A 25,874-nucleotide genomic window follows, 5' to 3' on the forward strand; every position below is an offset into this window, starting at 1 on the left:
GGGGAGTCAGCGGCGTACCGGCAGATAAGGGTGGGAGCCGGTGGCGCCCACGTCCGACGGGAGGAGCGAGCCCACCCAGGCGTCCCGGAGCGTGCCCTTGTTCATCAGGGCCGCGCGCAGCTCGCCCTCGACCCGGAAACCCGCCTTCTCGGCGACCGCTCGCGACCCCGCGTTGCCGACCTCGGCCCGCCACTCCAGCCGGTTCGCCCCGAGCCGGGTGAAGGACCAGTGCGCCACCGCGCCCACGGTCTCCACCATGATCCCGCGGCCCCGGAACTCGGCGGCCGTCCAGAAGCCGATCTCCCATGTGCCCGAGAAGGTACGGAGAGTGACCGCGACCGAGGCCATCAGCGGGCCGCCGGTGCGGGGCAGCACCGCGAAGGTGTACATGGTGCCGTTCCGCCAGCCCTCCGGGACGATCCGGCCGGTGAACTCGGCGGCGTCCTCCGCCGTGTAGGGCGAGGGGACCGTCGTCCAGCGCTGGATCTCCGGGTCCTGGCAGATCCGGCGGGTGGCTTCCGCGTCGTCGGGGGTGAAGGTGCGCAGCAGCAGGCGCTCGGTGGTGAGCGTGACGGGTTCCATGAGCGGATTCTGGTCGTCCATCACGACTTGTGCGAGCACTTTTGCCGCCCGCCCCGGCACCTTCCGCATGTCCCGCGCGTTCACCCTGCGGGTAATGGCAGGGCCCGGCCGACGACGGACCTCCCGACCCGGCGGGGTCCTCGCTTACGATGGCCGTTGCGGTGGGGCCCGCCTGCCGTGCCCGCGTCACTGTCCATAAACGACCCAGCCGGGCCCGATCGGCAAGGAGACCAGCCTCAGTGTCCGTCTTCAACAAGCTCATGCGTGCAGGCGAAGGCAAGATCCTGCGCAAACTGCACCGCATCGCGGACCAGGTGAAATCCATCGAAGAGGACTTCATCGGCCTCTCCGACGCCGAGTTGCGGGCGCTCACGGAGGAGTACAAGGAGCGTTACGCCGAGGGCGCGACGCTCGACGATCTTCTTCCCGAGGCGTTCGCCACCGTCCGCGAGGCCGCCAAGCGCGTTCTCGGCCAGCGCCCCTACGACGTCCAGATGATGGGCGGCGCCGCGCTGCACCTCGGCTATGTCGCCGAGATGAAGACCGGTGAGGGCAAGACCCTGGCCGGCGCGCTGCCCGCGTACCTCAACGCGATTTCCGGCAAGGGCGTCCACCTGATCACGGTCAATGACTACCTCGCCGAGCGCGACTCCGAGGTGATGGGCCGGATCCACAAATTCCTGGGCCTGACCGTCGGCTGCATCCTGGCGAACATGACGCCCGCGCAGCGCCGCGAGCAGTACGCCTGTGACATTACCTATGGCACGAACAACGAATTCGGCTTCGACTACCTGCGCGACAACATGGCGTGGTCCCAGGACGAGCTCGTCCAGCGCGGCCACAACTTCGCCGTGGTCGACGAGGTCGACTCGATCCTGGTCGACGAGGCCCGTACGCCGCTGATCATCTCCGGCCCCGCCGACCAGGCCACCAAGTGGTACGGCGACTTCGCCAAGCTGGTCATCCGCCTGACCAAGGGCGAGCCCGGCAACCAGCTCAAGGGCATCGAGGAGACCGGCGACTACGAGGTCGACGAGAAGAAGCGCACCGTCGCCATTCACGAGGCCGGTGTCGCCAAGGTCGAGGACTGGCTGGGGATCGACAACCTCTACGAGTCGGTGAACACCCCCCTCGTCGGGTACCTCAACAACGCGATCAAGGCCAAGGAGCTCTTCAAGAAGGACAAGGACTACGTCGTCATCGACGGCGAAGTCATGATCGTCGACGAGCACACCGGCCGTATCCTCGCCGGCCGCCGCTACAACGAGGGCATGCACCAGGCGATCGAGGCGAAGGAAGGGGTGGACATCAAGGACGAGAACCAGACCCTCGCCACCATCACCCTCCAGAACTTCTTCCTTCTCTACAGCAAGCTGTCCGGAATGACCGGTACCGCGATGACCGAGGCGGCGGAGTTCCACCAGATCTACAAGCTGGGCGTCGTCCCGATCCCGACCAACCGGCCGATGGTCCGCGCCGACCAGTCGGACCTGATCTACCGCACCGAGGTCGCCAAGTTCGCGGCGGTCGTCGACGACATCGTGGAGAAGCACGAGAAGGGCCAGCCGATCCTCGTCGGCACGACGTCGGTCGAGAAGTCCGAGTACCTCTCCCAGCAGCTCAGCAAGCGCGGCGTCCAGCACGAGGTGCTCAACGCCAAGCAGCACGACCGGGAGGCGATCATCGTCGCCCAGGCCGGCCGCAAGGGCGCGGTCACCGTGGCCACCAACATGGCCGGCCGCGGTACCGACATCAAGCTCGGCGGCAATCCGGACGACCTCGCCGAGGCGGAGCTGCGGCAGCGCGGGCTCGACCCGGTCGAGCACGTCGAGGAGTGGGCCGCCGCCCTCCCCGCCGCGCTGGAGAAGGCCGAGCGCGCCGTCCAGGCGGAGTTCGAGGAGGTCAAGGACCTCGGCGGGCTCTATGTCCTGGGCACCGAGCGCCATGAGTCGCGCCGTATCGACAACCAGCTGCGCGGTCGTTCCGGCCGTCAGGGCGACCCGGGCGAGTCCCGCTTCTACCTCTCGCTCGGCGACGATCTGATGCGCCTCTTCAAGGCCCAGATGGTCGAGCGCGTGATGTCGATGGCGAATGTCCCGGACGATGTCCCGATCGAGAACAAGATGGTGACGCGCGCCATCGCGTCCGCCCAGTCGCAGGTCGAGCAGCAGAACTTCGAGACCCGCAAGAACGTCCTCAAGTACGACGACGTCCTCAACCGGCAGCGCAAGGTCATCTACGGCGAGCGCCGCCGTGTCCTGGAGGGCGAGGACCTGCACGAGCAGATCCGCCACTTCATGGACGACACCATCGACGCCTACATCCAGGCGGAGACGGTCGAAGGCTTCGCGGAGGAGTGGGACCTGGACCGGCTGTGGGGCGCCTTCAAGCAGCTCTACCCGGTGAAGGCCGACATCGAGGACCTCGAGGAGGCCGCGGGCGACCGGGCCGGGATCACCGGCGAGTTCATCGCCGAGTCGATCAAGGAGGACATCCACACCCAGTACGACGAGCGCGAGAAGCAGCTCGGCTCGGACATCATGCGCGAGCTGGAGCGGCGCGTGGTTCTCTCCGTGCTCGACCGGAAGTGGCGCGAGCACCTCTACGAGATGGACTACCTCCAGGAGGGCATCGGCCTGCGCGCCATGGCGCAGAAGGACCCGCTCGTGGAGTACCAGCGCGAGGGCTTCGACATGTTCACCGCCATGATGGACGGCATCAAGGAGGAGTCCGTCGGCTATCTGTTCAACCTGGAGGTCCAGGTCGAGCAGCAGGTCGAGGAGGTTCCGGTGCAGGATGCCGGCCGTCCCTCGCTGGACAAGAAGGACTCGGTGCCCGCCGCGCGCCCGGAAATCCGCGCCAAGGGCCTGGAGGCTCCGCAGCGCCCGGACCGGCTGCACTTCTCCGCCCCCACGGTGGACGGTGAGGGCGGCATCGTCGAGGGCGACTTCGAGACCGACGCGCCCGCCCGCTCGGAGTCGGACGGCATGACGCGTGCGGAGCGCCGCAAGGCGCAGAAGACGTCGGGCCGCCGCCGCAAGAAGTAGCCCACCGCCCGGCCGGCCACCCGGCCGCCGGACCGAGTACGTACAGGGGACGGGCCGGAACACCGCACGCGCGGTGTTCCGGCCCGTCCGTTTCTCTGCCCGGGCCCCGAGGGGCCGCCGGCGGGTGGGGCAGGCCCCGGGGCCTCCGCGGGCCGCCCCCGGGCCCGTGGGGGCGTCCCGGGCGTCCCGGGCGTCCCGGGTGCCCGCAGGGGTGCCGGGGGCTATCGGCGGGCCGGAGCGGACGCGCCGACCCGCTCGCCGCCGAGTTCCACCGCCGCGCAGCGCCAGCGGAGGTCCGCGCCCTGCTCCAGGCGGAACGCCATCGCGCTCACCCGGTCGCCCGCGCCGATCCGGGCGAACGCCTCGATCACCCCCGGCCCCGGATGGAACTCCCCGCAGTGCCGTACCACCGGGGTCAGGGTCCCGGCCGGCCGCAGCGGGGCTCCCGGGGCCAGCCGGACGAGCTGGTCGTACGCCTCGCCGATGGTGTGACCGAGCATCCAGTGCACCGGCCGCCGCCCGCTGAGCACCGCGAGAAGCCGCTCGGCGAACCAGTAGTGGGGCCTGTCCTGCCGCCGCGCGCGGGCCGTCGCCGCTGCCGCGGCCGCGGCGGGCCGACGCTGATCGCTCCGTCCGGCGGGCCTTGTCCTGTTCATGCGTATCCCCCGATGCGCCGGGCCCGGCTTCGATGGATACCGGGCGGTAACTTCGTGGGGGTTCTTCTACGTCCGCCGGGGCGTCGAGCGCAATCGGGCACCGGGCCGGCCGGGGGCGGCCGAAGAATCACCCATCAGGGTGAACGGGCCCGGGCGGGGCAAGGAAACCGCAGGATCGGCGGGTCGCCGGGTGGACGCCCGGCGAGGCGCGGGCGGCACCTCGAAAGAGGGAGCTCGCACGTATCCTGAGGGCGCCCCGAGGGCGTCTCCCACTACGAAAGCGGCCTGCCATGCGCGTCTACGTCCCCCTGACCCTCTCCGGTCTCGCAGAGGTGCACAAGAGGGGTGAACTGGGCCCCGGGCCGGTGACCGCGTACGCCGTCACACCCGGACTGCGCGAGTGGTACGTCTCCGACGACGTCGAGGAGCTGGAGTACGCGGCGCTGAGCCGCGCCGCCGCCGCGTCCCTGCGGATGATCGCGGGCCGCCCCGACGCGGCCGGGCGCCGGGTCGTGGTGGCGGCCGATGTCCGGGACGGGGACGCGACCGCGGATCCCGACCGCGCGCTCGACGCGAGCTCGCTGGGCGAGGTGCGGATCGCCGGCCCGATCCCGCTGACCGGGGCCGCCGCGGTGCATGTCGACGCGGACGACGCGGTCGAGGACGTGACGGCGGCGGCGGGCGCGCTGGGGGCGGCGGACCAGGGCGACGACGACGCGCGGTTCACCGTGGACGGCGCCGAGGACCACGAACTGCTCTGGTTCGGGATCCAGGAGATCCCCAGCATCCTGCGCTGACCTGCGGGTGTCCGGTCGGTCACGGTCCGTTGTCAGACCCGGCGGGTACGGTTTTCGCATGGGGAATCATCCGGGGGTTCGAGGGAACCCCATCAGCCCGGTGCCGCCCACGAGACCGCCGCGGCCCGCCGCGCATCTGGTCTGGGACTGGAACGGCACACTGCTCGACGACGTCACGGCGGTCATCGGGGCGACCAACGCGGCCTTCGCGGAGATCGGGCTGGAGCCGATCACCCTGGAGCGCTACCGGGAGCTCTACTGCATACCGATTCCGAAGTTCTACGAGCGGCTGCTGGGGCGGCTGCCGACGGACGCGGAGTGGGAGGCCATGGATGTGATCTTCCACCGGTACTACAGCGAGCGGCGGGTCGAGTGCGGGCTGACCGAGGGGGTCGAGGAGTTGCTGAGTGAGTGGCACCGGGCCGGGCACAGCCAGTCGATCATGAGTATGTACATGCACGATGAGCTGATCCCGGTCGTGCGCGGCTATGGCATAGAGAGCCACTTCGTCCGGGTGGACGGCAGGCTGGGGCCGTCCGGGGGTTCGAAGGCGCTCCACATGGAGCGGCATCTCGCCGCCCTCGCGGGGACCGCCGCCCCGGAGCGCACCGTGGTGATCGGGGACGCGGTGGACGACGCGGTGGCGGCGGCGCATGTGGGCGCGCGGGCGGTGCTCTACACGGGCGGGTCGCACAGCAGGGCGAGCCTGGAGGCGGTGGGGGTGCCGGTGGTGGACACGCTGAAGGAAGCGGTGCGGGAAGCGATACGTCTGACGGCGTGACGGCGTGACGGCGTGACGGCGTGACGGCGTGACGGCGTTGCGGCGTGGACGGGGCGACGGGGCGAACGCGTGACGGCGTGGGCGGGGCGGCGCTTTGTGGGAGTCGGCGTGACGCGGCGGGCCGGGGAACGTTGGTGTTGCGGCTCCCGGCTCCCGGCTCCCGGCTCCCGGCTCCCGGCTCCCGGCTCCCGGCTCCCGGCTCCCGGCTCCCGGCTCCCGGCTCCCGGCTCCCGGCTCCCGGCTCCCGGCTCCCGGCTCCCGGCTCCCGTGCCGGGCCCCGGTGCCGATCCCGTCCGCCCGGGGCGCCCCGGGCGGACGGTGCTCGCGGCCGAGGGCCCGGGCGGGGCTACTTCTCCGCTCGCAGCACCTTCAGGAATTCGCGCATCCACGCCGGGTGGTCGGGCCAGGCGCGGGAGGAGACCAGGGCGCCGTCCACCACGGCCTCCGCATCCTGGAAGGTGGCCCCGGCGCTCTGCATGTCCGGCTCCAGCGCGGGGTACGCCGTGACCCGGCGGCCCTCCAGGCCGCCGACCGCGGCCGTCAGCAGCGGGCCGTGGCAGATCTGCGCCACCGGCTTGTCCGCGTCGAAGAACGCCTTGGTGATCTTCCGGAGCTCGGGGTCGTTGCGCAGATACTCCGGGGCCCGCCCGCCCGGGATGACCAGCGCCTTGTACTGCCCGGGGTCCACTTCGGAGAACGCCAGGTCGGCCGGCCAGGTGTAGCCCGGCTTCTCCGTGTAGGTGTCGAATCCCGGTTCGAAGTCGTGCACCACGAACTGAAGCTTCTTGCGGGTGGGAGCCGCGATGTCGACCTCGTAACCCTCCTCCAGCAGCCGCTGGTAGGGGTAGAGCACCTCAAGGGATTCGGCTGCGTCGCCGGTGACGATCAGAACCTTGGCTGTCATGACTGCTCCGGATGGTCGAAGGGGCGGTGAGACCGACGCGATGGACGCGATCGCCGATCCCGCGGACGCCGGGGAGGCCGGGGGAGGAGGGGCGGCCCGGCAGTCCGGTGCCGCACCCGCCCGTACCGCCCGCGCCTCGAACGGCTCCCGCAAGGTTCCCAGCGGTGTGCGAGCGGTTCAGGTACTTCGGGAAGTTCAACCACTTCAAGTGATCCGGAGGCTTCACTTGGCTCATTTCACCCACGCGGCACCGGCCGCCGGTGTGATTCCCTTCCTCCTCCCGGCCCTCGTGCCGGCGAGCGGCGGATCCCCGCGACCGCTCCCCGGCGCCCGCCGGCCCCCTGCGGTCACCGGCGGCCCGCCCCCGGAGGGGCAGCGTGCCGGGGGTCTCTTTGTCGCTGCTCGGAGCGACAGACTTTCCCGCCCGCATTTGTTCATATGAGGCTCATGACGGCTTCGGGGTGAGGGGCGATAGCCTGGAGCCGTGATCAGTGCGATATGCCGTGGGGGCAGCGAAGCCCCCGGCCCTCGCCCGGAGCGCCACCGCGCCCGGGCAATCGCCGATCCCCTTGCGCCGGCCCCGTTCCGGAAATTCTCCGAATGCGGCTCGGACAACTCTCATCGCGGCATAACGTCGACTCCGACCGGACACCCCGGGCCGTGGCGTTGCGTCGCTTCTTTCCCCTACGTCACGCAACGGCGCGCGACAGGAGCCAGAGGACATGCAGACCAAGCTGGACGAAGCCAAGGCCGAGCTGCTCGCACGGGCCGCCCGGGTAGCCGATAACGGTCCCGGCGGGAGGCACCTTCCCAGCGGGGACGAGCAGGGGCAGCGTCCGGACAAGGGCACGCTGCTCAGCTACCTCCAGCGCTACTACCTGCACACGGCCCCGGAGGATCTGGCCGACCGGGACCCGGTCGACGTCTTCGGTGCGGCGCTCTCCCACTACCGTCTGGCCGAGAACCGCCCCCAGGGCACGGCCAATGTCCGGGTTCACACCCCGACCGTCGAGGAGAACGGCTGGACATGCAGCCACTCCGTGGTCGAGGTGGTCACCGACGACATGCCCTTCCTCGTCGACTCCGTCACCAATGAGCTCTCCCGCCAGGGCCGCGGCATCCATGTCGTGATCCACCCGCAGGTCATCGTCCGCCGCGATGTCACGGGCAAGCTCATCGAGGTGCTGGCCGAGAAGCACGCCCGGGACGCCCGGCCCGCCAAGGGCGCGTCGAAGCTCCCGCACGACGCGCTGGTCGAGTCCTGGATCCATGTCGAGATCGACCGGGAGACCGACCGGGCCGACCTCAAGCAGATCACCGCCGATCTGCTCCGGGTCCTCTCCGACGTCCGCGAGGCCGTCGAGGACTGGGAGAAGATGCGCGAGGCCGCGCTGCGCATCGCCGACGAGCTCCCCAAGGAGCCGGTCGCCGCCGATCTGCCCGGCCAGGAGGTGGAGGAGGCCCGGGAGCTGCTGCGCTGGCTCGCCGCCGACCACTTCACCTTCCTCGGCTTCCGCGAGTACCAGCTCACCGAGAGCGACGCGCTCGCCGCCGTCCCCGGTACCGGCCTCGGCATCCTCCGCTCCGACCCGCACCACAGCGAGGACGAGGACCACCCGGTCAGCCCCTCCTTCAGCCGGCTCCCCGCCGACGCCCGCGCCAAGGCCCGTGAGCACAAGCTCCTCGTCCTCACCAAGGCCAACAGCCGGGCCACCGTGCACCGCCCCAGCTACCTCGACTACGTCGGCGTCAAGAAGTTCGACGACCAGGGCAATGTGATCGGCGAGCGCCGCTTCCTGGGCCTGTTCTCGTCGGCCGCGTACACCGAGTCCGTGCGCCGCGTCCCGGTCATCCGCCGCAAGGTCGCCGAGGTGCTGGACGGCGCCGGATTCTCGCCGCACAGCCACGACGGCCGCGATCTGCTCCAGATCCTGGAGACCTACCCGCGCGACGAGATCTTCCAGACCCCCGTCGACCAGCTGCGCTCCATCGCCACCAGCGTGCTCTACCTCCAGGAGCGCCGCAGGCTGCGGCTCTACCTCCGGCAGGACGAGTACGGGCGCTACTACTCCGCCCTGGTCTACCTCCCGCGCGACCGGTACACCACCGGGGTGCGGCTGCGGCTGATCGACATCCTCAAGGAGGAGCTCGGCGGCTCCAGCGTCGACTTCACCGCGTGGAACACCGAATCGATTCTCTCCCGTATCCACTTCGTCGTCCGGGTCCCCTCCGGCACCGAACTGCCGCACCTCACCGACGCCGACACGGACCGGATCGAGGCCCGCCTCGTGGAGGCCGCCCGCTCCTGGGCCGACGGCTTCTCCGACGCCCTCAACGCCGAACTCGGCGAGGAGCGCGCCGCCGAGCTGCTGCGCCGGTACGGCAACGCCTTCCCCGAGGGGTACAAGGCCGACCACTCGCCGCGCGCCGCCGTAGCCGACCTGGTCCACCTCGAAGACCTCGCCGACACCGGCCGGAACTTCGCCCTCTCGCTCTACGAGCCGGTCGGCGCCGGCCCCGGCGAGCGCCGCTTCAAGATCTACCGCACCGGCGAGCAGGTCTCCCTCTCCGCCGTACTGCCCGTGCTCCAGCGCCTGGGCTGCGAGGTCGTCGACGAGCGGCCGTACGAGCTGCGCGGCGCCGACCGCTCCCTCGCCTGGATCTACGACTTCGGGCTGCGCATGCCGCCCACCCCGGGCAATGGCGACTACCTCGGCGACGACGCCCGCGAGCGGTTCCAGGAGGCATTCGCCGCCGTCTGGACCGGCGAGGCGGAGAACGACGGCTTCAACGCCCTGGTCCTCGGCGCCGGCCTCAGCTGGCGTCAGGCCATGGTGCTGCGCGCCTACGCCAAGTACCTCCGGCAGGCCGGTGCCACCTTCAGCCAGGAGTACATGGAGGACACCCTCCGCACCAACGTCCACACCACCCGGCTGCTGATCTCCCTCTTCGAGGCCCGGATGTCCCCGGGCCGCCAGAAGGCGGGCACCGAGCTGACCGACGGCCTTCTCGAAGAGCTGGAGGGCGCGCTCGACCAGGTCGCCAGCCTCGACGAGGACCGCATCCTGCGCTCCTTCCTCACCGTCATCAAGGCGACCCTGCGCACCAACTTCTTCCAGAGCGCCACCGGCGGCGGCCACCACAGCTATGTGTCGATGAAGTTCGACCCGCAGGCCATCCCCGATCTGCCCGCGCCCCGCCCGGCGTACGAGATCTGGGTGTACTCCCCGCGGGTCGAGGGCGTCCACCTCCGCTTCGGCAAGGTCGCGCGCGGCGGTCTGCGCTGGTCCGACCGGCGCGAGGACTTCCGTACCGAGATCCTCGGCCTGGTCAAGGCGCAGATGGTCAAGAACACGGTCATCGTGCCGGTCGGCGCCAAGGGCGGCTTCGTCGCCAAGCAGCTCCCCGACCCCTCCGCCGACCGGGACGCCTGGCTCGCCGAGGGCATCGCCAGTTACAAGACCTTCATCTCCGCGCTGCTCGACATCACCGACAATCTGATCGCCGGAGAGGTCGTCCCGCCCGCCGATGTCGTACGCCACGACGAGGACGACACCTATCTCGTCGTCGCCGCGGACAAGGGCACCGCGTCCTTCTCCGACATCGCCAACGAGGTCGCCGTCGCCTACGACTTCTGGCTCGGCGACGCCTTCGCCTCCGGCGGCTCCGCCGGATACGACCACAAGGGCATGGGCATCACCGCCCGCGGCGCCTGGGAATCGGTCAAGCGCCACTTCCGCGAGCTGGGCCACGACACCCAGACCGAGGACTTCACGGTCGTCGGCGTCGGCGACATGTCCGGCGATGTCTTCGGCAACGGCATGCTGCTCAGCGAGCACATCCGGCTGGTCGCCGCCTTCGACCACCGGCACATCTTCATCGACCCGGGCCCGGACGCGGCCACCTCGTACGCCGAGCGCCGCCGGCTCTTCGAGCTGCCCCGCTCCAGCTGGGCCGATTACAACCCCGAGCTGCTCTCCGCGGGCGGCGGCATTCACCCGCGTACGGCGAAGGCGATCCCCGTCAACGCGCACATGCGCACGGCGCTCGGCATCGAGGCGGGCATCACCAAGCTCACCCCGGCCGAGCTGATGAAGGCGATCCTCCAGGCCCCCGTGGACCTGCTGTGGAACGGCGGCATCGGCACCTATGCCAAGGCGAGCACCGAGTCCAACGCCGATGTCGGCGACAAGGCCAATGACGCCATCCGGGTCGACGGCGAGCAGCTGCGCGTCAAGGTCGTCGGCGAGGGCGGCAACCTCGGGCTGACCCAGCTCGGCCGGATCGAATTCAGCCGCCTCGGCGGCCCCGACGGCACCGGCGGCCGGATCAACACCGACGCCATCGACAACAGCGCCGGTGTGGACACCTCCGACCACGAAGTGAACATCAAGATCCTGCTCAACAGCCTGGTCACCGAGGGCGATCTCACCGTCAAGCAGCGCAACACCCTGCTGGCGAAGATGACCGACGAGGTCGGCTCGCTGGTGCTGCGCAACAACTACGCGCAGAATGTCGCCCTCTCCAACGCCGTCGCCCAGTCGCCCTCCCTGCTCCACGCCCACCAGCGCTATATGCGCCGGCTCGGCCGGGACGGCGCCCTGGACCGCGCGCTGGAATTCCTCCCCACCGACCGCCAGATCCGGGATCTGCTCAACAACAACAGGGGCATGAGCCAGCCCGAGCTGGCCGTCCTCCTCGCCTACACCAAGATCACGGTGGCGGACGAGCTGATCGCAACGACCCTGCCGGACGACCCCTATCTGACCCGGCTGCTCCACGCGTACTTCCCGAAGCCGCTGCTGGAGAAGTTCCCCGAGGCCGTCGACAGCCACGCGCTGCGCCGCGAGATCGTGACGACCGTCCTGGTCAACGATACGGTGAACACCGGCGGCTCCACCTTCCTGCACCGGCTGCGGGAGGAGACCGGCGCGTCGATCGAGGAGGTCGTCCGGGCACAGACCGCCGCCCGGGAGATCTTCGGCCTCGGTGCGGTGTGGGACGCGGTCGAGGCGCTGGACAACAAGGTCGCGGCCGATGTCCAGACCCGGATCCGGCTCCACTCCCGCCGGCTGGTCGAGCGCGGCACGCGCTGGCTGCTCGGCAACCGGCCGCAGCCGCTGGAGCTGGCCGAGACCATCGAATTCTTCGCCGACCGGGTCGAGCAGGTCTGGGCCGACCTGCCGAAGCTGCTGCGCGGTGCCGATCTGGACTGGTACCGGAACATCCTCGACGAGCTGACCGAGGCCGGGGTGCCGGAGGAGCTGGCGCTGCGGGTGGCCGGGTTCTCCTCCGCCTTCCCGACGCTCGACATCGTCGCCATCGCCGACCGGGTGGACAAGGACCCGCTGGCCGTCGCCGAGGTCTACTACGACCTCGCCGACCGGCTGCGGATCACCCAGCTCATGGACCGGATCATCGAACTGCCGAGGGCCGACCGCTGGCAGTCGATGGCCCGTGCCTCGATCCGTGAGGACCTGTACGCGGCGCACGCGATGCTGACGGCGGATGTGCTGTCGGTGGGCAATGGCACCTCCACTCCCGAGGAGCGCTTCCTCACCTGGGAACAGCACAACGCCTCGATCCTGGGCCGGGCGCGCGCCACGCTGGAGGAGATCCAGGGGTCGGACACCTTCGACCTGGCGAATCTGTCGGTGGCCATGCGGACGATGCGGCAATTGCTGCGGACTCACAGCTGACCGACGCGTAAAGCGGTGACGTGGCACCGGACGGGTGGTACGGAGCGGGGAGCAACCGCCACATCCCGGGGCCGCCGGGGTGGCGGGCGCTCCCGTTCCCCGCTCCCGTTCGCCGCTCGCGTCTCTCCGCTCGCGTCTGTCCGCCGCGGGGCTGTGGCTGCGGCCGTTCCGGACCTTCGGGTCACGGGACAGTCGACAGCCACAGCCTCCGGCAGGCCAGCAGCGCGGCCAGCAGCAGCAGGCCATTGCGGAGCACCATCAGCACACAGCCGATCACGGTGCCGTCGATGACCTCGCCGTACAGCATCGGGAAGGCGAGTGCGCTGAGCGCGGCGGCGGGCACCATCAGCAGGGCCACCAGCCGCTGAGTGGTGTGCCGTGAGGTGAGACAGACCGCGGCGAGACCGAGCAGCCAGACCAGGTACTGCGGGCTGATCACCCGGCTGGTGACGGTGAAGAGCAGGACGGCGGCGAACGCGGCGTCATAGGGGGTGGCCGGATTCCAGCGCCGCGCCCGGATCCGCCAGATCACCAGCCAGCTGAGGGCGGCCAGGCTCAGCGCCAGGGAGAGCCGCGCCACACTGGAGACATAGGGGCCGGTGAATTCGAACGCCCCGTATTGGTAGGCGACCTCACCCGACCAGCCCAGTTTCCCCGCGAGGTGGAGCGCGGTCCCGCCGAGCGATTCGATCTGCACCCCCCGCGCGCCCTGGTGCCGCAGAAAGTCCAGCGGATCGCTGAATCCGATCAGCAGGACGCCGAGCAGGACGGCCGCCGAGGTGAGTGCCGAGCTCCAGACCGCCCGGGTGGTGCGGCCCGGCGGCGTACCGAGCACGGTCAGCAGCGGCCACACCTTGATCATCGCGCCGATGCCGGCGAGCACCCCGCCGAGATGGGGCCGTCCGCGCAGTGAGAGCAGGGCGAGTACGGCGATGGCGGTGACGGGGATGTCATAGCGCGCGAGCGGGACATTGAGCAGCAGTGGCACCCCGCAGACCCAGAGCCAGGCGCCCTGGATCCCGGCGCGGGCGAGTGCGATGGTCACCACCGCGTCGGCGAGCAGGATCACCGCCACGAACGCCTGGAAGTAGGTGAACCAGGGCAGGGCCGCGGGGGAGAGGAAGACCACCGCGGCGCCCGGCGGGTACTGCCAGGTGACATCCCCGGCCGGGAAGGCGCCCTGGACGAGTTGGTCGTACCAGCCCCGGTAGAGCGTGTGCACTTCCCCGGCGACTCCGGAGTCGCCGATCCGGTCGACGAGCAGCAGCACCAGCATGCCGACGCGGGTCGCCGTCCAGGCGGCGGCGAGCGCGAGGGCGTGCCGGGGGTGCCGGGTCCGCTCCCCGGGGGTGAGGGAGAGCTGGTGGGCGGCGGGCAGCGGAGCGATCCCTTGAGGCGTCATCGGCGCGTACTTTAACCCGCTTTGGTGGCTTTTCGCGCTATTTCCGGATCCGATGGTGCACCTGTTTGGCGGTGCCTTCGCCCCCGGGCCCGTACTCCTCCGGCCCGGAGGCCCGGACCCGTAACGCCGCGAGGCCGGGCCCGTACGCCGAGGGGTGAGCCGGGGCCCGTAACGCCGCGAGGCCGGGCCCGGCGCCGGAGCGCCCGCGGACCCGGCCCCGCCCCCCGATGGGCGGCGAAGAGGTGACTACTTCACCGCCCCCGCCATCACCCCCGACACGAAGTGCCGCTGGAAGGCGAAGAAGACCGCGAGCGGAATGATCATCGAGACGAACGCGCCCGGAGCCAGTACATCGATGTTGTTGCCGAACTGCCGGACCTGGCGCTGGAGCGCCACGGTTATCGGCGCGTTCTCCGAATCCGCGAAGATCAGGGCCACCAGCATGTCGTTCCAGACCCACAGGAACTGGAAGATGCCCAGCGACGCGATGGCCGGAGCGCCCAGCGGCATCACCACCCGGGTGAAGAGCCTCAGCTCACCCGCCCCGTCCAGCCGGGCCGCCTCCAGCAGCTCGCGCGGGATCTCGGCGAAGAAATTCCGCAGCAGGAAGATGGCGAACGGCAGCCCGAAGGCGACATGGAACAGGATCACGCCCAGGGTCGTCTCGAAGATCCCGATCTCGCCGAAGAGCTTCGACACCGGTACCAGGGCCACCTGCACCGGGACCACCAGCAGACCCACCACCAGCATGAACCACCAGTCGCGGCCCGGGAAGTCCATCCAGGCGAAGGCGTACCCCGCCAGCGCCCCGATCACCACCACCAGAACCGTCGCCGGAACGGTGATCATGACACTCGACCAGAGCGAGCCGGTGATCGCCTCGTTCTCCAGCAGCCGGGAGTAGTTGTCCGCCGTCAGCTGCGCGGGGGCCGTGAAGACCTTCCACCAGCCGCTCTCCGCGATGTCGGACGGCCCCCGCAGCGAGGAGACCAGCAGCCCGAAGGCAGGCATCAGCCAGAACAGACCCACCAGGATCAGGAACACCCGCATCGCGCCGCCGCCGGCCCGCGCCGCGATCCGGACCGGAAGGGACCGCTTCCCCTTCACCCCGCCATGTCCCGTGCTCATCGGCGGCTCTCCCTTCGCAGACGCCGGATGTTGAGGAACATCACCGGAATCACCAGCAACAGCAGCAGCACGGCGATCGCACTGCCCACACCCAGATGGGAATCGGTGCCGAAGGAGGACCGGTACAGCTGAAGCGCCAGCACATTGGCATCGTCCTGGGCCGACCCCGGAGCGATGATGTAGACGAGGTCGAAGATCTTCAGCACATTGATCATCAGCGTGACCAGCACCACCGCCAGCACCGGCGCCAGCAGCGGCACCGTCACCCGCCGGAAGACCTGCCACTCATTCGCGCCGTCGATCCGGGCTGCCTCCAGGAGTTCCCGCGGCACACTCGCGAGCCCGGCCGCGATCAGTACCATCGCGAAACCCGCCCACATCCAGACATAGCTGCCGATGATCGCCGGGGTGACCAGTGACGGTCCGAGCCAGTCGACACCGTTGTACGGCTCCCGGAAGTTCTCGGCGGGCAGCCGGAGCTGCGCTCCGCCGGCGGACGCGGGCAGCGAGAACCGGCCGTCGGCGCCGGCTCTGGCCGAGGCGACCACCTTTCCGTCCCGGACCGCCTCCACCTTGATGCCCTTGAGCCCCAGCTCTTCTCCGTCGATGACATTGGGCTTGCCGCCCCCGCCCCGGGTGAAATCCAGCCAGGCGGTACCGGTGATCCGGCCGTCGCCGCCCGGCTCCGCCGCCCTCGCCGGGCCGGCGCCGGACGGCATCTTCGCGGGCGCCACCCCGACCAGCGGCAGCAGCACCGGCGTACCGGCACTCACCGGCTCCCGGGTGACGAACGCGCCCCGCTCGCCCGCCTTCAGCGGATGCACCGGCAGCGGACGGGCCCGCGGGAAGGCCGCCGACTCGGCGAAGGTGTCGTGCACCCCCACCCACACCGCGTTGGCGACCCCGCGCTCCGGGTCCTGCTCGTACACCAGCCGGAAGATGATCCCCGCCGCCAGCATGGAGATGGCCATCGGCATGAAGACGATCAGCTTGAAGGCGGTGCCCCAGCGGACCCGTTCCGTCAGCACGGCGAAGATCAGCCCCAGCGCCGTCGCCACGGCCGGCGCGACCACGACCCAGACGGCGTTGTTCCAGACCGCCGTGAGGATCGTGCTGTCGGTGAAGATCTCCGCGTAATTGTCGAAACCGGCGAAGCCGCCGCCGGACTTGTCGAAGAACGAACGGTGGACCGAGTACCCGATCGGGTAGACCACGAGCGCGCCCAGCAGCACCAGCGCGGGCAGCAGAAAGCCCGCGGCCATGACCCTGCTGGTGCCGGTCACGCTCTTGCGCCGGGCGGCGGGCGGGCCCGGAGGCACCGGGTCCGCCGCCTTCCCCTCCGCTGTGTCGCTCACCGGTCAGCTCTTGTACGCCTTGGCGGCGTCCGATTCGAGCTTCTGCTGGGTCCCCGCGATGTCCCCGGGGTTCTTCAGGAAGTCCTGAAGGATCTTCCAGAAGCCCTTGCCGGGCGTGCCGCCGAAGGACTGCGGCATCTGGTCCGACATGTCGAAGCGGAAGTCGTCCCCCGACTCGATGAGCGCCTTGGCGATGTCGCGCTGGACGTCATTGGGGTACGCGGCGAGGTCCAGCGACTTGTTCGGGGAGAGGAATCCGCCCGCCCGCGCCTGGATTTCGGCCGCGTCCGGCGAGGCGAGGAAGGTCAGCAGGGCCTGCGCGCCCTTGCTGTCCTTCAGCGCGATGGCCGCGTCCCCGCCGGTGACCACGGGCGGCTGCGCGCCGACCGCCGGGAAGGGGAACACCTTCGCGTCCTTGCCGATCTCGGCATCGGTCTGCGCGATGTTCACGGTCACGAAGTCGCCCTCGAAGACCATCGCGCCGTTGGGCTGGTCGCCGCCGGTGAAGGTCTGGGTGACCGAGGCGGGGAATTCCGTCTGGAGAGCGCCGTCGGCACCGCCCGCGATCAGGTTCGGCTTGCCGAAGAGCTGGGCGAGCGAGGTGAGCGCGTCCTTCACGGAGGCGTCGGTCCACTTGATCCGGTGCTGGGCGAGCTGGTCGTACTTCTCGGGACCCGCCTGGGAGAGATAGATGTTCTCGAACCAGTCGGTGAGCGTCCAGCCGTCCGCGCCGGCGACGGAGACCGGGACGACACCGGAGGCGGAGATCGTCTCGGCGGTGGCGAGGAAGTCCTTCCAGGTCTTGGGGACCTGGGCGCCCGCGTTCTCGAAAACGGTGTTGTTGTACCAGATCAGCGACTTGTTGGCGACCTTGTAGTACACGCCGTACTGCTCGCCGTCGATCTGGCCGATGGACTGCCAGCCGGCCGAGTAGTTCTCGGCGAGTTCGGCCTTGGCCTCGGCGCCCACCGGCTTGGCCCACTTGCGCTCCACGGCCTGCCGGACCGCGCCGGGCTGGGGCAGCATCGCCACATCGGGCGGGCTGCCGCCGGCGATCTTCGTACCGAGGAAGTTGACGATCGGGTCCTGGGCGGGAACGAAGGTGACCTCGGCGCCGGTCCGTTTCTCGAACTCGTCCAGCACCTTGACGAAGTTCTCCTGCTCCGGGCCGCTCCACACGGCGGCCACCTCGATCTTCTCGCCGTCCAGCTTCGGGAGCCGGACGCCGGACGCGGCGGACTCCTTGCCGCCGGTCCCTTCCGGGCCCGTACCGCCGCCACTGTCCCCGTCGCCGCCGCACCCGGTGAGGGCGAGGGCGGCGACGGCGGCGAACACCACCGCGGCCTTGCCTGTGCGAAGAGTTGTGCGCATTCCTGCCCCGTCTCTCCCTGAACGCTGTCCCGTTGTCGGTCAGGTGTACGCCCGGGGCCGGGGGCCCGCAATACCGGCGCGGAGTCCCGGGAGCCTTTCGTGATGCCTCCGCGGCGCGCTCACCACTCAATGTGCCCAAGGAGTAAGAGAGTTGTGCGTGTGTTGTGTGAGGCTCGGGTGACCTCGATGCCGGATGCGCGCCTGCGTGTCGCGTCCGGGGCGGGGGTGACGCGTACGCGGGAGGCACACCGGGCCACCGCGCGGTGCCGCCGTTCCCTGTGTGCGAAAGCGACGCCCGTGGTACGGAGCGGGCGGAAGGCGCGGGTGTGGCGTCGGCCGGGGCGCGGGCGTTGGCGGTTACGGGGCCGTGAGGTACGGGCGCGGGCATGGGCGGTTACGGGGCCGTGCGGTACGGGCGCGGGCATGGGCGGTACGGGGGCGGCGCCGGCCGGCTTGCCGCCGGCGCCACGCCCGCCTCGCTCGCGGTCCTCGGGTGCGTCCCCCGCTCAGGACTGGACGGGGGAGAGGGGCGCCACCGGAATCGCGTCCACCAGGCTGGCCGCCCGCTCCAGCGCACTGGCCAGCAGTGCCAGATCCGTCGGCCCATTGCCCAGCTCGCGCACCGGCCGGCGGGTCGGCGGATCGCCCATCCGCTCCCACTCCAGCGGCACCACCGTCGGACGGAGCGTCGCGGTGCGCGGGATACGGCCCGTCACCCGGCCGCCCTGGAAGGGAGTCACCCGGCCGTCCGGGTGGCCCAGCCTGCCGCGACCCGGAAGCGGATCGTCCGGGCCGGCCGACGCGGGCGGCGGATCCAGCACCACCCGCAGCCGTGCGCCATGGGCCAGCTCGGTGTCGGCGGTGCGGTCGGGCCGGGCCGAGGTGGCGATCAGATGGACCCCCAGCCGCTCGCCGTCGCGGGCGACGGCCTCCAGCGCCCGGACGACCGAACCGGCGGCCGGCCGGCCCGTGCTGCCGAGCGCCGGGGCGACCAGTGCGTCGAAGTCGTCGGCCAGCACCACGAGCCGGGGCAGCGGACGGTCGGTCGTCGCCGCGGAGGTTCTCGTCCGGGCGCCGGGACGGAGCCGGAGGGTGCCGCTCGGCGGAGACTCCAGATCGCCGGCCGACGACGGATCGGCGAGCGAGCGCGGGTCGGCGTGCGAGCGCGGATCCGTGAGCGAGCGCGGGTCGGCGTGCGAGCGCGGGTCGCTGCCCGCGGGCGGGCGCGGGCCGGTGAGCCGGCCGGACCGGCGGCGGGAGTGCCAGTCGGCGAAGGGGATCCCGCCCAGCAATTCGGCGCGGCGCTTCAGCTCCGCGCCCAGGGCCTGGGCGAAGACCCGCATCCGCACCGGGTCGGCGGCCACCAGGTGCTCGGCGACATGGGGCAGTTCGGTGCAGGCCGCGAGCCCTTCGCCGCGCTCCCCGCCCGCGCCGTCGATGAGCAGCAGCCCGACCCGGTCGGGCCGGGCACCGGCGGAGAGGGAGGCGGCGACGGCGCGCAGCAGCTCGGTGCGGCCGCTGCCGGGCGGGCCCTCGATCAGCAGATGGGGGCCCTCGGCGAGGAGATCCACGGCGAGCGGGCCGCCGGGGCCGGTGCCGAGCACCATGACCGTCTCGGACGGTCCGGAGCCGTCACCGGCGGAAGCCCAGCGGGCCATCAGCGAGGCGGGGGTGGCCCGGGCGAGACCGAGTTCGTCCAGCAGCCGCGCGGTTCTGGGAAGCGCGGTCGCCGGGCGGGTGCCGGCGCCGGACCCCTCGACGCGCAGCGGGGCGAGCGCCCGGCCGAACCGCTCGGCCCAGGCCGCCGACACCGCGTCCACCGCGGCGGGGGTGCCATGACCCGCGGGCAGCCCGCCCGCGGTGCGCAGCACCCGCAGCGCGGTGGCCACATCGCCGCTGAGGATTCCGACGGCCCCGCACTCCCGGAAGGGGAGCGCGGTCTCGCAGGCCGCCTCATAGGTGGCGGCGACCGGGGAGAGCGGGGAGGCGGCGGGGGTCTCCGCGAGGGCTATGAGATGGATTCCGGCCGCCCTGCCATTGGCCGCCAGCCGGGCGGTGGTCTCGCGCAGCGCCGACGAGCCGGGGTCGCCGTCCACGACGACGACGGTGCGCGGGCCGTCGTACCGGTCGGCGGCCTCGGCGACCGCCGTGCGGTCGGCGCTCGCCCAGCCGGGACCGAGCGGTCCGTCGTCCAGCCGCCGGGTCAGCTCGGCGGCGCGGGCGGCGGCCTGGTCGCGGTCGTACGCCAGCAGCAGCCGGCAGTCCTGGCCGCGGGCGGGCCGCAGATGGGGCAGCCAGCCGAGCCAGGCCCACTCGGCCCGGCGCTCCTCCAGGGCGCGGTTCCGGTCGGCGCTGATCAGGACGAGCTCCAGATCGCCGGGGGAGTGCAGCGCGGCGAGCTGGGCCACGGCGGACCGGGCCAGCCCGGCGAGCCGGCCCCGGGGCCCGGCGAGCCCCAGTGATCCGGCCTCCCGCAGCCCCACGGTCACGGGGACGGATGTGAGCCCGTCGCGGTCGGCGGTGCCGAGCCGCAGCACCAGCGATTCGGGATGCCGGGGCCCGCGCTCCCAGAGCCGGGGCCCCGGTCCGAGCGCGGTGAGCAGAATCGCGGCGGGGTCGGGCCAGCACTCGGAGACCGGCGCGGCGACCGCCGGCGGCTCGGCCGTCTCCGGCTCCGCCGAGGCCGGCTCCTCGCGGGCCCCGGTCAGCCGCCGCGCCCATGCCCCTATGCCCCGCTTGCGCGGTGCCCGGCCCCCGGGGTGTGCCCCGCCGGACTCCTCCGGCGCCGGACCTGCTGCCTCCGCCCCGCCGTACGGTGCGGTGTCCTGTGCGGGTGCGTACTGCGCGGGCACCCGGGCGGCCCCGGACCCCGTCGCCGTGTCCCGCTCCCGAGCCTCCCCGGGCCCGCCGCTGTCCACGGCCCGGCCGCCCGCGGCGCCACCGGGCGAGTGCGCGGCACCGTGTGATGAGCCGCCGGGGCCCGGACGGTCGCCGGGCTGCCCGCTGTCCGCTCCCCGGCGGTGCTCGCGGGCCGTGTCGCCTCCGCCCGGCCGCTCGCGGCGGGGGGTGTCACCGGCTCCCGGACGGTCGCCGTGCGATGTGCCCGCGCCATGAGTCCGGTCGTCGCGATACGCGGACCCGGCTCCCGGATCGCCGGCGCCCGCCCCCGGACGGCCGCCCTCCGCAGGGCCGCTCTCCCGGATGTACCCGCCGCCCGGGGCGGTGCCCTCCGCACGGGCGCCGCCCGCGCCCGAAGCGGAGTGCGCCGTACCCGTACTGCCGGTGGGCACCGATCCTTCGCCGCGAGCCCGGGAGGTGCGCCGGCCGCCCGCTTCCGGATCCTCCGGATGGCTCTCATACGGTCCGTGCGCTGCCCCGGAACGGGACTCGCGGTGTCCGCCGGCCCCCGCACCGGAGTCCGCGTGGAAACCGGACGCGGTCACGGCACCGGGTGTCCGGTGCCCGCCGCCCTGCGCGCCGCGCGGTCCGGGCACGGCCCCCGCGCCCTGCCCGTACGGTGTGGAACGGCCCTGCTCACCCGCCCGCCCCTGCCCGCCGGAACCGTCCGCGCGCGCGCCGGGGGCATCCGCGCCGCCCATGCCGCTCGGGCCGGCCGTACCCGCGCCGGCCCGAGCCGCCTCCCGGCCCGCCGCATCCGCACCGGCCCCGGATCCGTCGCCCGCATGCCCCGCGTCCTCCGGCGCCCCGGGGGCCACCGCCTCCGCCCCCGGCACGCGCAGAAAACCCTCCCCGTCCGGCACCGTCGCCACCCGGGCCGCCGCCCGGCCCCCGGCCGTCAGCCGGAGGGTCGACTCGCCCAGCCGCAGCAGCGCACCCGGCGGCAGCGCCACCGGGTGCTCGCCCACCGGCCGTCCGTCCAGATGTGTGCCGTTCGTCGAGCCGAGGTCGGCGACCGTGATCAGGCCGTCGTCCCCCACGGTGACCTCGCAGTGCAGCCGGGAGACATCGGGGTCGTCCAGCGGCACATCGGCACCCGCGGACCGCCCGACGCTGATCCGCCCGCCGTGCAGCAGATGCACCCCGCCCGCGTCGGGCCCCGCGACGACATGGAGCTGCGCCGAGGTGTCGGCGCCCGGCGGTTCCGCGGCGCCGGGAAAGGGGAAGTGGAGCGAGAGCACCGCACCGTCCACCAGCGGCGGCTCCCCCAGCACCCGGCGCTGGGCGTCCAGCCGCTCCTCGCCCGCGTAGAGCACCACGGCGCCGGTGACATCGGGGCCGGCCACGGCGGTCGCCAGCCCGGAGGCGACGGCCGCGAGCGCCGTGCCCGCGGGGGCGGTGATGAGGACGTCACAGGCCCGCGACCCGGAACCCGCGCGCCCGCGCGCGCCCGAGGGGGCGCCGCGGCCGGCTCCGGACCCGGCCCGCACACCGGTCCCGGCGCTCGGGCCGGACGCTGGTCCCGCCGCCGCGGACGGGCCGCCCCGCGGCGCGAGAACGGTCAGCCGGATCTGCATCGCCGTCAGCAATCCCTTCTGCGCGGGGTGCCCGGCGGGGGAGCCGCCTCGAATCGCCCCCACCCGGCAGTTCTGGCACGGATCACAGGGCTCCCCCACCCCATGGATTCCGCGCTGGGGGCATCCTCGCACCTGACACTGACAACACGCCCGGGTACCGCCAATAAGTGATCTTGATTGATCCGGTCCGGACGGAAAAGTGCCTGGCTGGATTGGGAAAAGCCGGCCGGGTGTGGTGTCCGGCACGACGGCCCGGCACATCCGGACGGCAACCTTCCGGCCCCTTTCCGCGTCCTCACACCGGACACCGCCGGGCGCCACCGGCCCGGCGCCGGACACCCCGGCGGCGCGCGAACCGCGATCACCGCCTGTGGACAACCGGCCGGTGTCCGTTCGGCGGCACTAAAGTGGGTCGGACACCCGGGCGTGTTCCACCGTGGGCCCGGGCCACGCAAGGACCACGATCAGCAGGGAGCGCATGACGTGCGGCCTGTAGGCAGCAAGTACCTCCTGGAGCAGCCGCTCGGACGCGGTGCCACCGGCACCGTCTGGCGCGCCCGGCAGCGGGAGACGGCGGGCGCCGAGGCGGCCGTGGCAGGACAGCCGGGCGAGACCGTCGCGATCAAGGTCCTCAGGGAGGAGCTGGCGAACGACGCGGATGTCGTGATGCGCTTTCTGCGCGAGCGCTCCGTACTCCTCCGCCTGACCCACCCCAATATCGTGCGGACCCGGGATCTGGTCGTGGAGGGCGATCTCCTCGCCCTCGTCATGGATCTGATCGACGGCCCCGATCTGCACCGCTATCTCCGCGAGAGCGGCCGGTTCACCCCGGTCGCCGCCGCCCTGCTGACCGCCCAGGTCGCGGACGCGCTCGCCGCCAGCCATGCCGACGGCGTCGTCCACCGCGATCTGAAGCCCGCGAATGTCCTGCTGAAGACCGACGCCGACGGCCAGATGCACCCGATGCTGACCGACTTCGGCATCGCCCGCCTCGCGGATTCGCCGGGCCTGACCCGCGCCCATGAGTTCGTCGGCACCCCGGCCTACATCGCCCCGGAGTCCGCCGAGGGCCGCCCGCAGACCTCCGCCGTCGATGTCTACGGCGCCGGCATCCTGCTGTACGAGCTGGTCACCGGCCGGCCTCCGTTCGACGGCGGCACCGCGCTCGAAGTCCTCCAGCGCCATCTGATGGAGGAGCCGCGCCGCCCCACCACCGTCCCCGAACCGCTGTGGACGGTCATAGAGCGCTGCCTGCGCAAGGAGCCCGACGAGCGCCCGAGCGCGGTCAGTCTCGCCCGTGCGCTGCGCACCGTCGCGGCCGGGATCGGCGTCCACTCCAGCTCCGCCCAGGTCGCCGCGGCCGACGGAGTCGCCGCCCTGCTCGCCCCCGACCCGGCTCCCGCCCAGGTCCCCCCGGGCCAGGATGCCGCCGCCCTCACCCAGGTGCTGCCGAACAACGCCGCACTCGGCGCGCACGACCCCAACGCCGCCACCAGCGTGATGCGGACGGGCGGGCCCGCGGGCGCCGCCGATCCGACCAGCGTGCTGCCGCGCGGCGGCGCCCCCGACCCGACCGCGGTCCTGCCGCCCGTGCCGCCGCGCCCGGACGGCGCACCGGGCCAGGGCCCGCAGCAGGGATCCCAGCCGGGCGACCCGCACCCCTGGCAGTCCCAGCTCCAGGCCGCCCGCGACCGGAACGACCAGACCCAGATCCAGTATCTGGACCCGAGCGAGGACCCGCTCCGGCGGCGCCCGCAGCGGCAGCCGCAGCAGCCGCCCCACCAGGCACCGCACCAGCCGCCCCACCAGCCTCCTCAGCAGCAGTACGCGCAGCCGCAGCAGCAGCCCCGCCCCCAGCCGAGGCAGCAGCCGCGCCGTCAGCCGCAGCAGCCTCCCCAGCAGCAGTACGCCCCTCAGCAGCAGCAGTACAACCCCCAGCCGTACGCTCCGCAGTCTCCCCAGCCCCAGCAGCCGCAGGCGCCCGCGCCGCGTCCGCCCCGGGAGCCGCGCCGTCGCAGCGCCAACCCGGTGCGCATCCCCGGCCTCGGCTGCCTCAAGGGCTGTCTGGTCATGGTCGTGATGATGTTCGTCGCCGGCTGGCTGGTCTGGGAGCTCACCCCGCTCCAGAGCTGGGTGGCCGAGGGCAAGGGGTACTGGCAGGCGATCGGCGACGGGATCTCCAGCGTCACCGACTGGATCTCCGAGCTCGGCGCCTCCGAGGTACCCGCCGAACCCGGCACCGGCAATGGCACCGGCGGCGGAGCCCAATAGCGGCCACTGAATGGATTTATCGACTTCTCCGGGCGAATTTCGCCCGGAGAAGTCAAGGTTGGCGCCGTCCCGGGGCACACAGCCCCCGGAACCTTGCGTACGTTAAGGGCATCGCCAGCCGCTGAGGGAGCAGTCTTGGCACGGAATATCGGCAGCCGGTACACAGCCCACCAGATCCTCGGACGGGGCAGCGCGGGCACCGTCTGGGCGGGCGAGGGTCCCGAAGGGCCCGTCGCCATCAAGATCCTGCGCGAGGATCTCGCCTCCGATCAGGAACTGGTCGGGCGCTTCGTCCAGGAACGCACCGCGCTGCTCGGGCTCGACCACCCCCGCATCGTCGGCGTCCGCGACCTCGTCGTGGACGGAAACGATCTCGCCCTGGTCATGGACCTGATCCGGGGCACCGATCTGCGCACCCGGCTCGACCGGGAACGCAGACTCGCCCCCGAGGCCGCGGTCGCGATCATCGCGGATGTCGCCGACGCCCTCGCCGCGGCCCACCGCGCCGGAGTCGTCCACCGCGACGTCAAGCCGGAGAACATCCTGCTCGACATGGAGGGCCCGCTCGGCCCGGGCGCCGCGCACCCCGCCCTCCTCACCGACTTCGGCGTCGCCAAACTCATCGACACCCCCCGCCGCACCAAGTCGACCCGGATCATCGGCACACCCGACTATCTGGCCCCCGAGATCGTGGAGGGCCTGCCGCCGCGCGCCGCGGTCGACATCTACGCCCTCGCGACGGTGCTGTACGAACTCCTCGCGGGCTTCACCCCCTTCGGCGGCGGCCACCCCGGAGCCGTACTGCGCCGCCATGTCACCGAGACCGTGGTCCCGCTCCCCGGCATCCCCGACGAGCTGTGGCAGCTCGTCGTCCAGTGCCTGGCCAAGGCCCCCGCCTCCCGGCTCCGCGCCTCCGAGCTGGGCACCCGGCTGCGCGAGCTGCTCCCGGCGCTGGCGGGCATGCCTCCGCTGGACGTGGACGAACCCGGCTCCGAACCCCCGCCGGAACCGTACGAGGAGCCCGACCCCGAGCCCGCCGGCGAGGTACGCCGCCGGGGAGCCGTCCCGCTGGTCCCCGGCGCGGCCCCCGCCGACTCCAACCGCGACACCCACACCTCGATGCGCGTCCCGGCCCCCGACGAGCTCGCCGGCGGCGCCCACGGCACGGCCCGCGCCCCCCGCTCCCCGGGGCAGCCCCGCCCCGGTTCGGCCCGCAACAAGTCCGGCACCCTCTCCCCGGCGGTCCGCAAGCGGCGCATCGCCCTCGGCGCCACGGGCCTTCTCCTCGCCGCCGCGCTGGGCGTCGGCGGCTGGCTGGCCACCGCGGACTCGGCCGAGCGGGAGCGCCCGCCGCGCGACACCGAACAGTCCTCCCCGAGCGAGCCGTAACCCCAGCTCACAAGGGG

Annotated in this window: 14 protein-coding genes; 6 read left to right on the forward strand and 8 right to left on the reverse strand. The window is 72.2% G+C overall.

Annotated elements, in window-relative coordinates; translation table 11 throughout:
- Window positions 1-6: 6 nt before the first annotated feature.
- A complete protein-coding gene (locus AAFN69_RS30265) occupies window positions 7-582 on the reverse strand; it encodes a GNAT family N-acetyltransferase (protein ID WP_347732072.1) in 576 nt (191 codons plus the stop codon).
- 239 nt (window positions 583-821) lie between these two features.
- Here AAFN69_RS30265 and secA point away from each other — a divergent pair, with 239 nt between their 5' ends.
- Complete coding sequence (gene secA / locus AAFN69_RS30270) at window positions 822-3,629, forward strand: preprotein translocase subunit SecA (RefSeq protein ID WP_347732073.1); 2,808 nt, start codon at window positions 822-824, stop codon at window positions 3,627-3,629.
- 221 nt (window positions 3,630-3,850) lie between these two features.
- Here secA and AAFN69_RS30275 read toward each other — a convergent pair whose 3' ends face one another.
- Window positions 3,851-4,285, reverse strand: a complete 435-nt coding sequence (locus tag AAFN69_RS30275) for an Rv3235 family protein (RefSeq protein WP_347732074.1) — start codon at window positions 4,283-4,285, stop codon at window positions 3,851-3,853.
- A 290-nt stretch (window positions 4,286-4,575) separates the two neighbouring features.
- Between AAFN69_RS30275 and AAFN69_RS30280 the strand changes: the two genes are divergently transcribed.
- Window positions 4,576-5,082: a hypothetical protein gene (locus AAFN69_RS30280; RefSeq protein WP_347732075.1), complete on the forward strand. Its 507-nt coding sequence runs from the start codon at window positions 4,576-4,578 to the stop codon at window positions 5,080-5,082.
- A 100-nt stretch (window positions 5,083-5,182) separates the two neighbouring features.
- On the forward strand, window positions 5,183-5,863 hold the full coding sequence (locus AAFN69_RS30285; RefSeq protein ID WP_347732076.1) for an HAD family hydrolase: 681 nt from the start codon (window positions 5,183-5,185) through the stop codon (window positions 5,861-5,863).
- 346 nt (window positions 5,864-6,209) lie between these two features.
- Here the strand turns inward: AAFN69_RS30285 and AAFN69_RS30290 are convergent, their stop codons facing one another.
- Entirely contained in the window at window positions 6,210-6,767 is a 558-nt protein-coding gene (locus AAFN69_RS30290; RefSeq protein ID WP_347732077.1) for a DJ-1/PfpI family protein, read from the reverse strand.
- Between the two features lie 722 nt (window positions 6,768-7,489).
- Between AAFN69_RS30290 and AAFN69_RS30295 the strand changes: the two genes are divergently transcribed.
- Window positions 7,490-12,466 carry an NAD-glutamate dehydrogenase gene (locus tag AAFN69_RS30295; protein ID WP_347732078.1) on the forward strand — a complete coding sequence of 1,659 codons (4,977 nt, stop codon included), beginning with the start codon at window positions 7,490-7,492 and terminating at the stop codon, window positions 12,464-12,466.
- 181 nt (window positions 12,467-12,647) lie between these two features.
- Here AAFN69_RS30295 and AAFN69_RS30300 read toward each other — a convergent pair whose 3' ends face one another.
- The 5 genes from AAFN69_RS30300 to AAFN69_RS30320 all read right to left on the reverse strand — a co-directional run bounded on the left by AAFN69_RS30300 (window position 12,648) and on the right by AAFN69_RS30320 (window position 22,197).
- Window positions 12,648-13,868, reverse strand: a complete 1,221-nt coding sequence (locus tag AAFN69_RS30300; RefSeq protein ID WP_347732079.1) for a glycosyltransferase family 87 protein — start codon at window positions 13,866-13,868, stop codon at window positions 12,648-12,650.
- 246 nt (window positions 13,869-14,114) lie between these two features.
- Entirely contained in the window at window positions 14,115-14,996 is an 882-nt protein-coding gene (locus tag AAFN69_RS30305) for a carbohydrate ABC transporter permease (RefSeq protein ID WP_347732080.1), read from the reverse strand.
- Window positions 14,993-16,315: a sugar ABC transporter permease gene (locus tag AAFN69_RS30310; protein ID WP_347732172.1), complete on the reverse strand. Its 1,323-nt coding sequence runs from the start codon at window positions 16,313-16,315 to the stop codon at window positions 14,993-14,995. The genes AAFN69_RS30305 and AAFN69_RS30310 overlap by 4 nt, the downstream gene beginning before the upstream one ends.
- A gap of 39 nt (window positions 16,316-16,354) precedes the next feature.
- Window positions 16,355-17,722 (reverse strand): ABC transporter substrate-binding protein, encoded by a 1,368-nt coding sequence (locus AAFN69_RS30315; RefSeq protein WP_347732081.1) that lies wholly within the window; start codon window positions 17,720-17,722, stop codon window positions 16,355-16,357.
- Between the two features lie 506 nt (window positions 17,723-18,228).
- Window positions 18,229-22,197, reverse strand: coding sequence for an FtsK/SpoIIIE domain-containing protein (locus AAFN69_RS30320; protein ID WP_347732173.1), 3,969 nt, complete (start codon window positions 22,195-22,197; stop codon window positions 18,229-18,231).
- A gap of 483 nt (window positions 22,198-22,680) precedes the next feature.
- On the opposite strand from AAFN69_RS30320, the gene AAFN69_RS30325 reads away from it, so the two are divergent.
- Window positions 22,681-24,468, forward strand: coding sequence for a protein kinase (locus AAFN69_RS30325; RefSeq protein WP_347732082.1), 1,788 nt, complete (start codon window positions 22,681-22,683; stop codon window positions 24,466-24,468).
- 135 nt (window positions 24,469-24,603) lie between these two features.
- Window positions 24,604-25,857 (forward strand): serine/threonine-protein kinase, encoded by a 1,254-nt coding sequence (locus AAFN69_RS30330; protein WP_347732083.1) that lies wholly within the window; start codon window positions 24,604-24,606, stop codon window positions 25,855-25,857.
- Window positions 25,858-25,874 lie beyond the last annotated feature (17 nt).

Origin of the sequence: Streptomyces sp. CAU 1734 (assembly GCF_039888735.1) — a bacterium.
GTDB lineage: Bacteria > Actinomycetota > Actinomycetes > Streptomycetales > Streptomycetaceae > Streptomyces.

Excerpts from the sequence above, each read along its gene's own strand:
- AAFN69_RS30315 (WP_347732081.1), bottom strand. The coding sequence starts at position 17,722 with ATGCGCACAACTCTTCGCACAGGCAAGGCCGCGGTGGTGTTCGCCGCC.
- AAFN69_RS30300 (WP_347732079.1), bottom strand. The coding sequence starts at position 13,868 with ATGACGCCTCAAGGGATCGCTCCGCTGCCCGCCGCCCACCAGCTCTCC.
- AAFN69_RS30275 (WP_347732074.1), bottom strand. The coding sequence starts at position 4,285 with ATGAACAGGACAAGGCCCGCCGGACGGAGCGATCAGCGTCGGCCCGCC.
- AAFN69_RS30305 (WP_347732080.1), bottom strand. The coding sequence starts at position 14,996 with ATGAGCACGGGACATGGCGGGGTGAAGGGGAAGCGGTCCCTTCCGGTC.
- AAFN69_RS30320 (WP_347732173.1), bottom strand. The coding sequence starts at position 22,197 with ATGCAGATCCGGCTGACCGTTCTCGCGCCGCGGGGCGGCCCGTCCGCG.
- AAFN69_RS30280 (WP_347732075.1), top strand. The coding sequence starts at position 4,576 with ATGCGCGTCTACGTCCCCCTGACCCTCTCCGGTCTCGCAGAGGTGCAC.
- AAFN69_RS30290 (WP_347732077.1), bottom strand. The coding sequence starts at position 6,767 with ATGACAGCCAAGGTTCTGATCGTCACCGGCGACGCAGCCGAATCCCTT.
- AAFN69_RS30265 (WP_347732072.1), bottom strand. The coding sequence starts at position 582 with ATGGAACCCGTCACGCTCACCACCGAGCGCCTGCTGCTGCGCACCTTC.
- AAFN69_RS30295 (WP_347732078.1), top strand. The coding sequence starts at position 7,490 with ATGCAGACCAAGCTGGACGAAGCCAAGGCCGAGCTGCTCGCACGGGCC.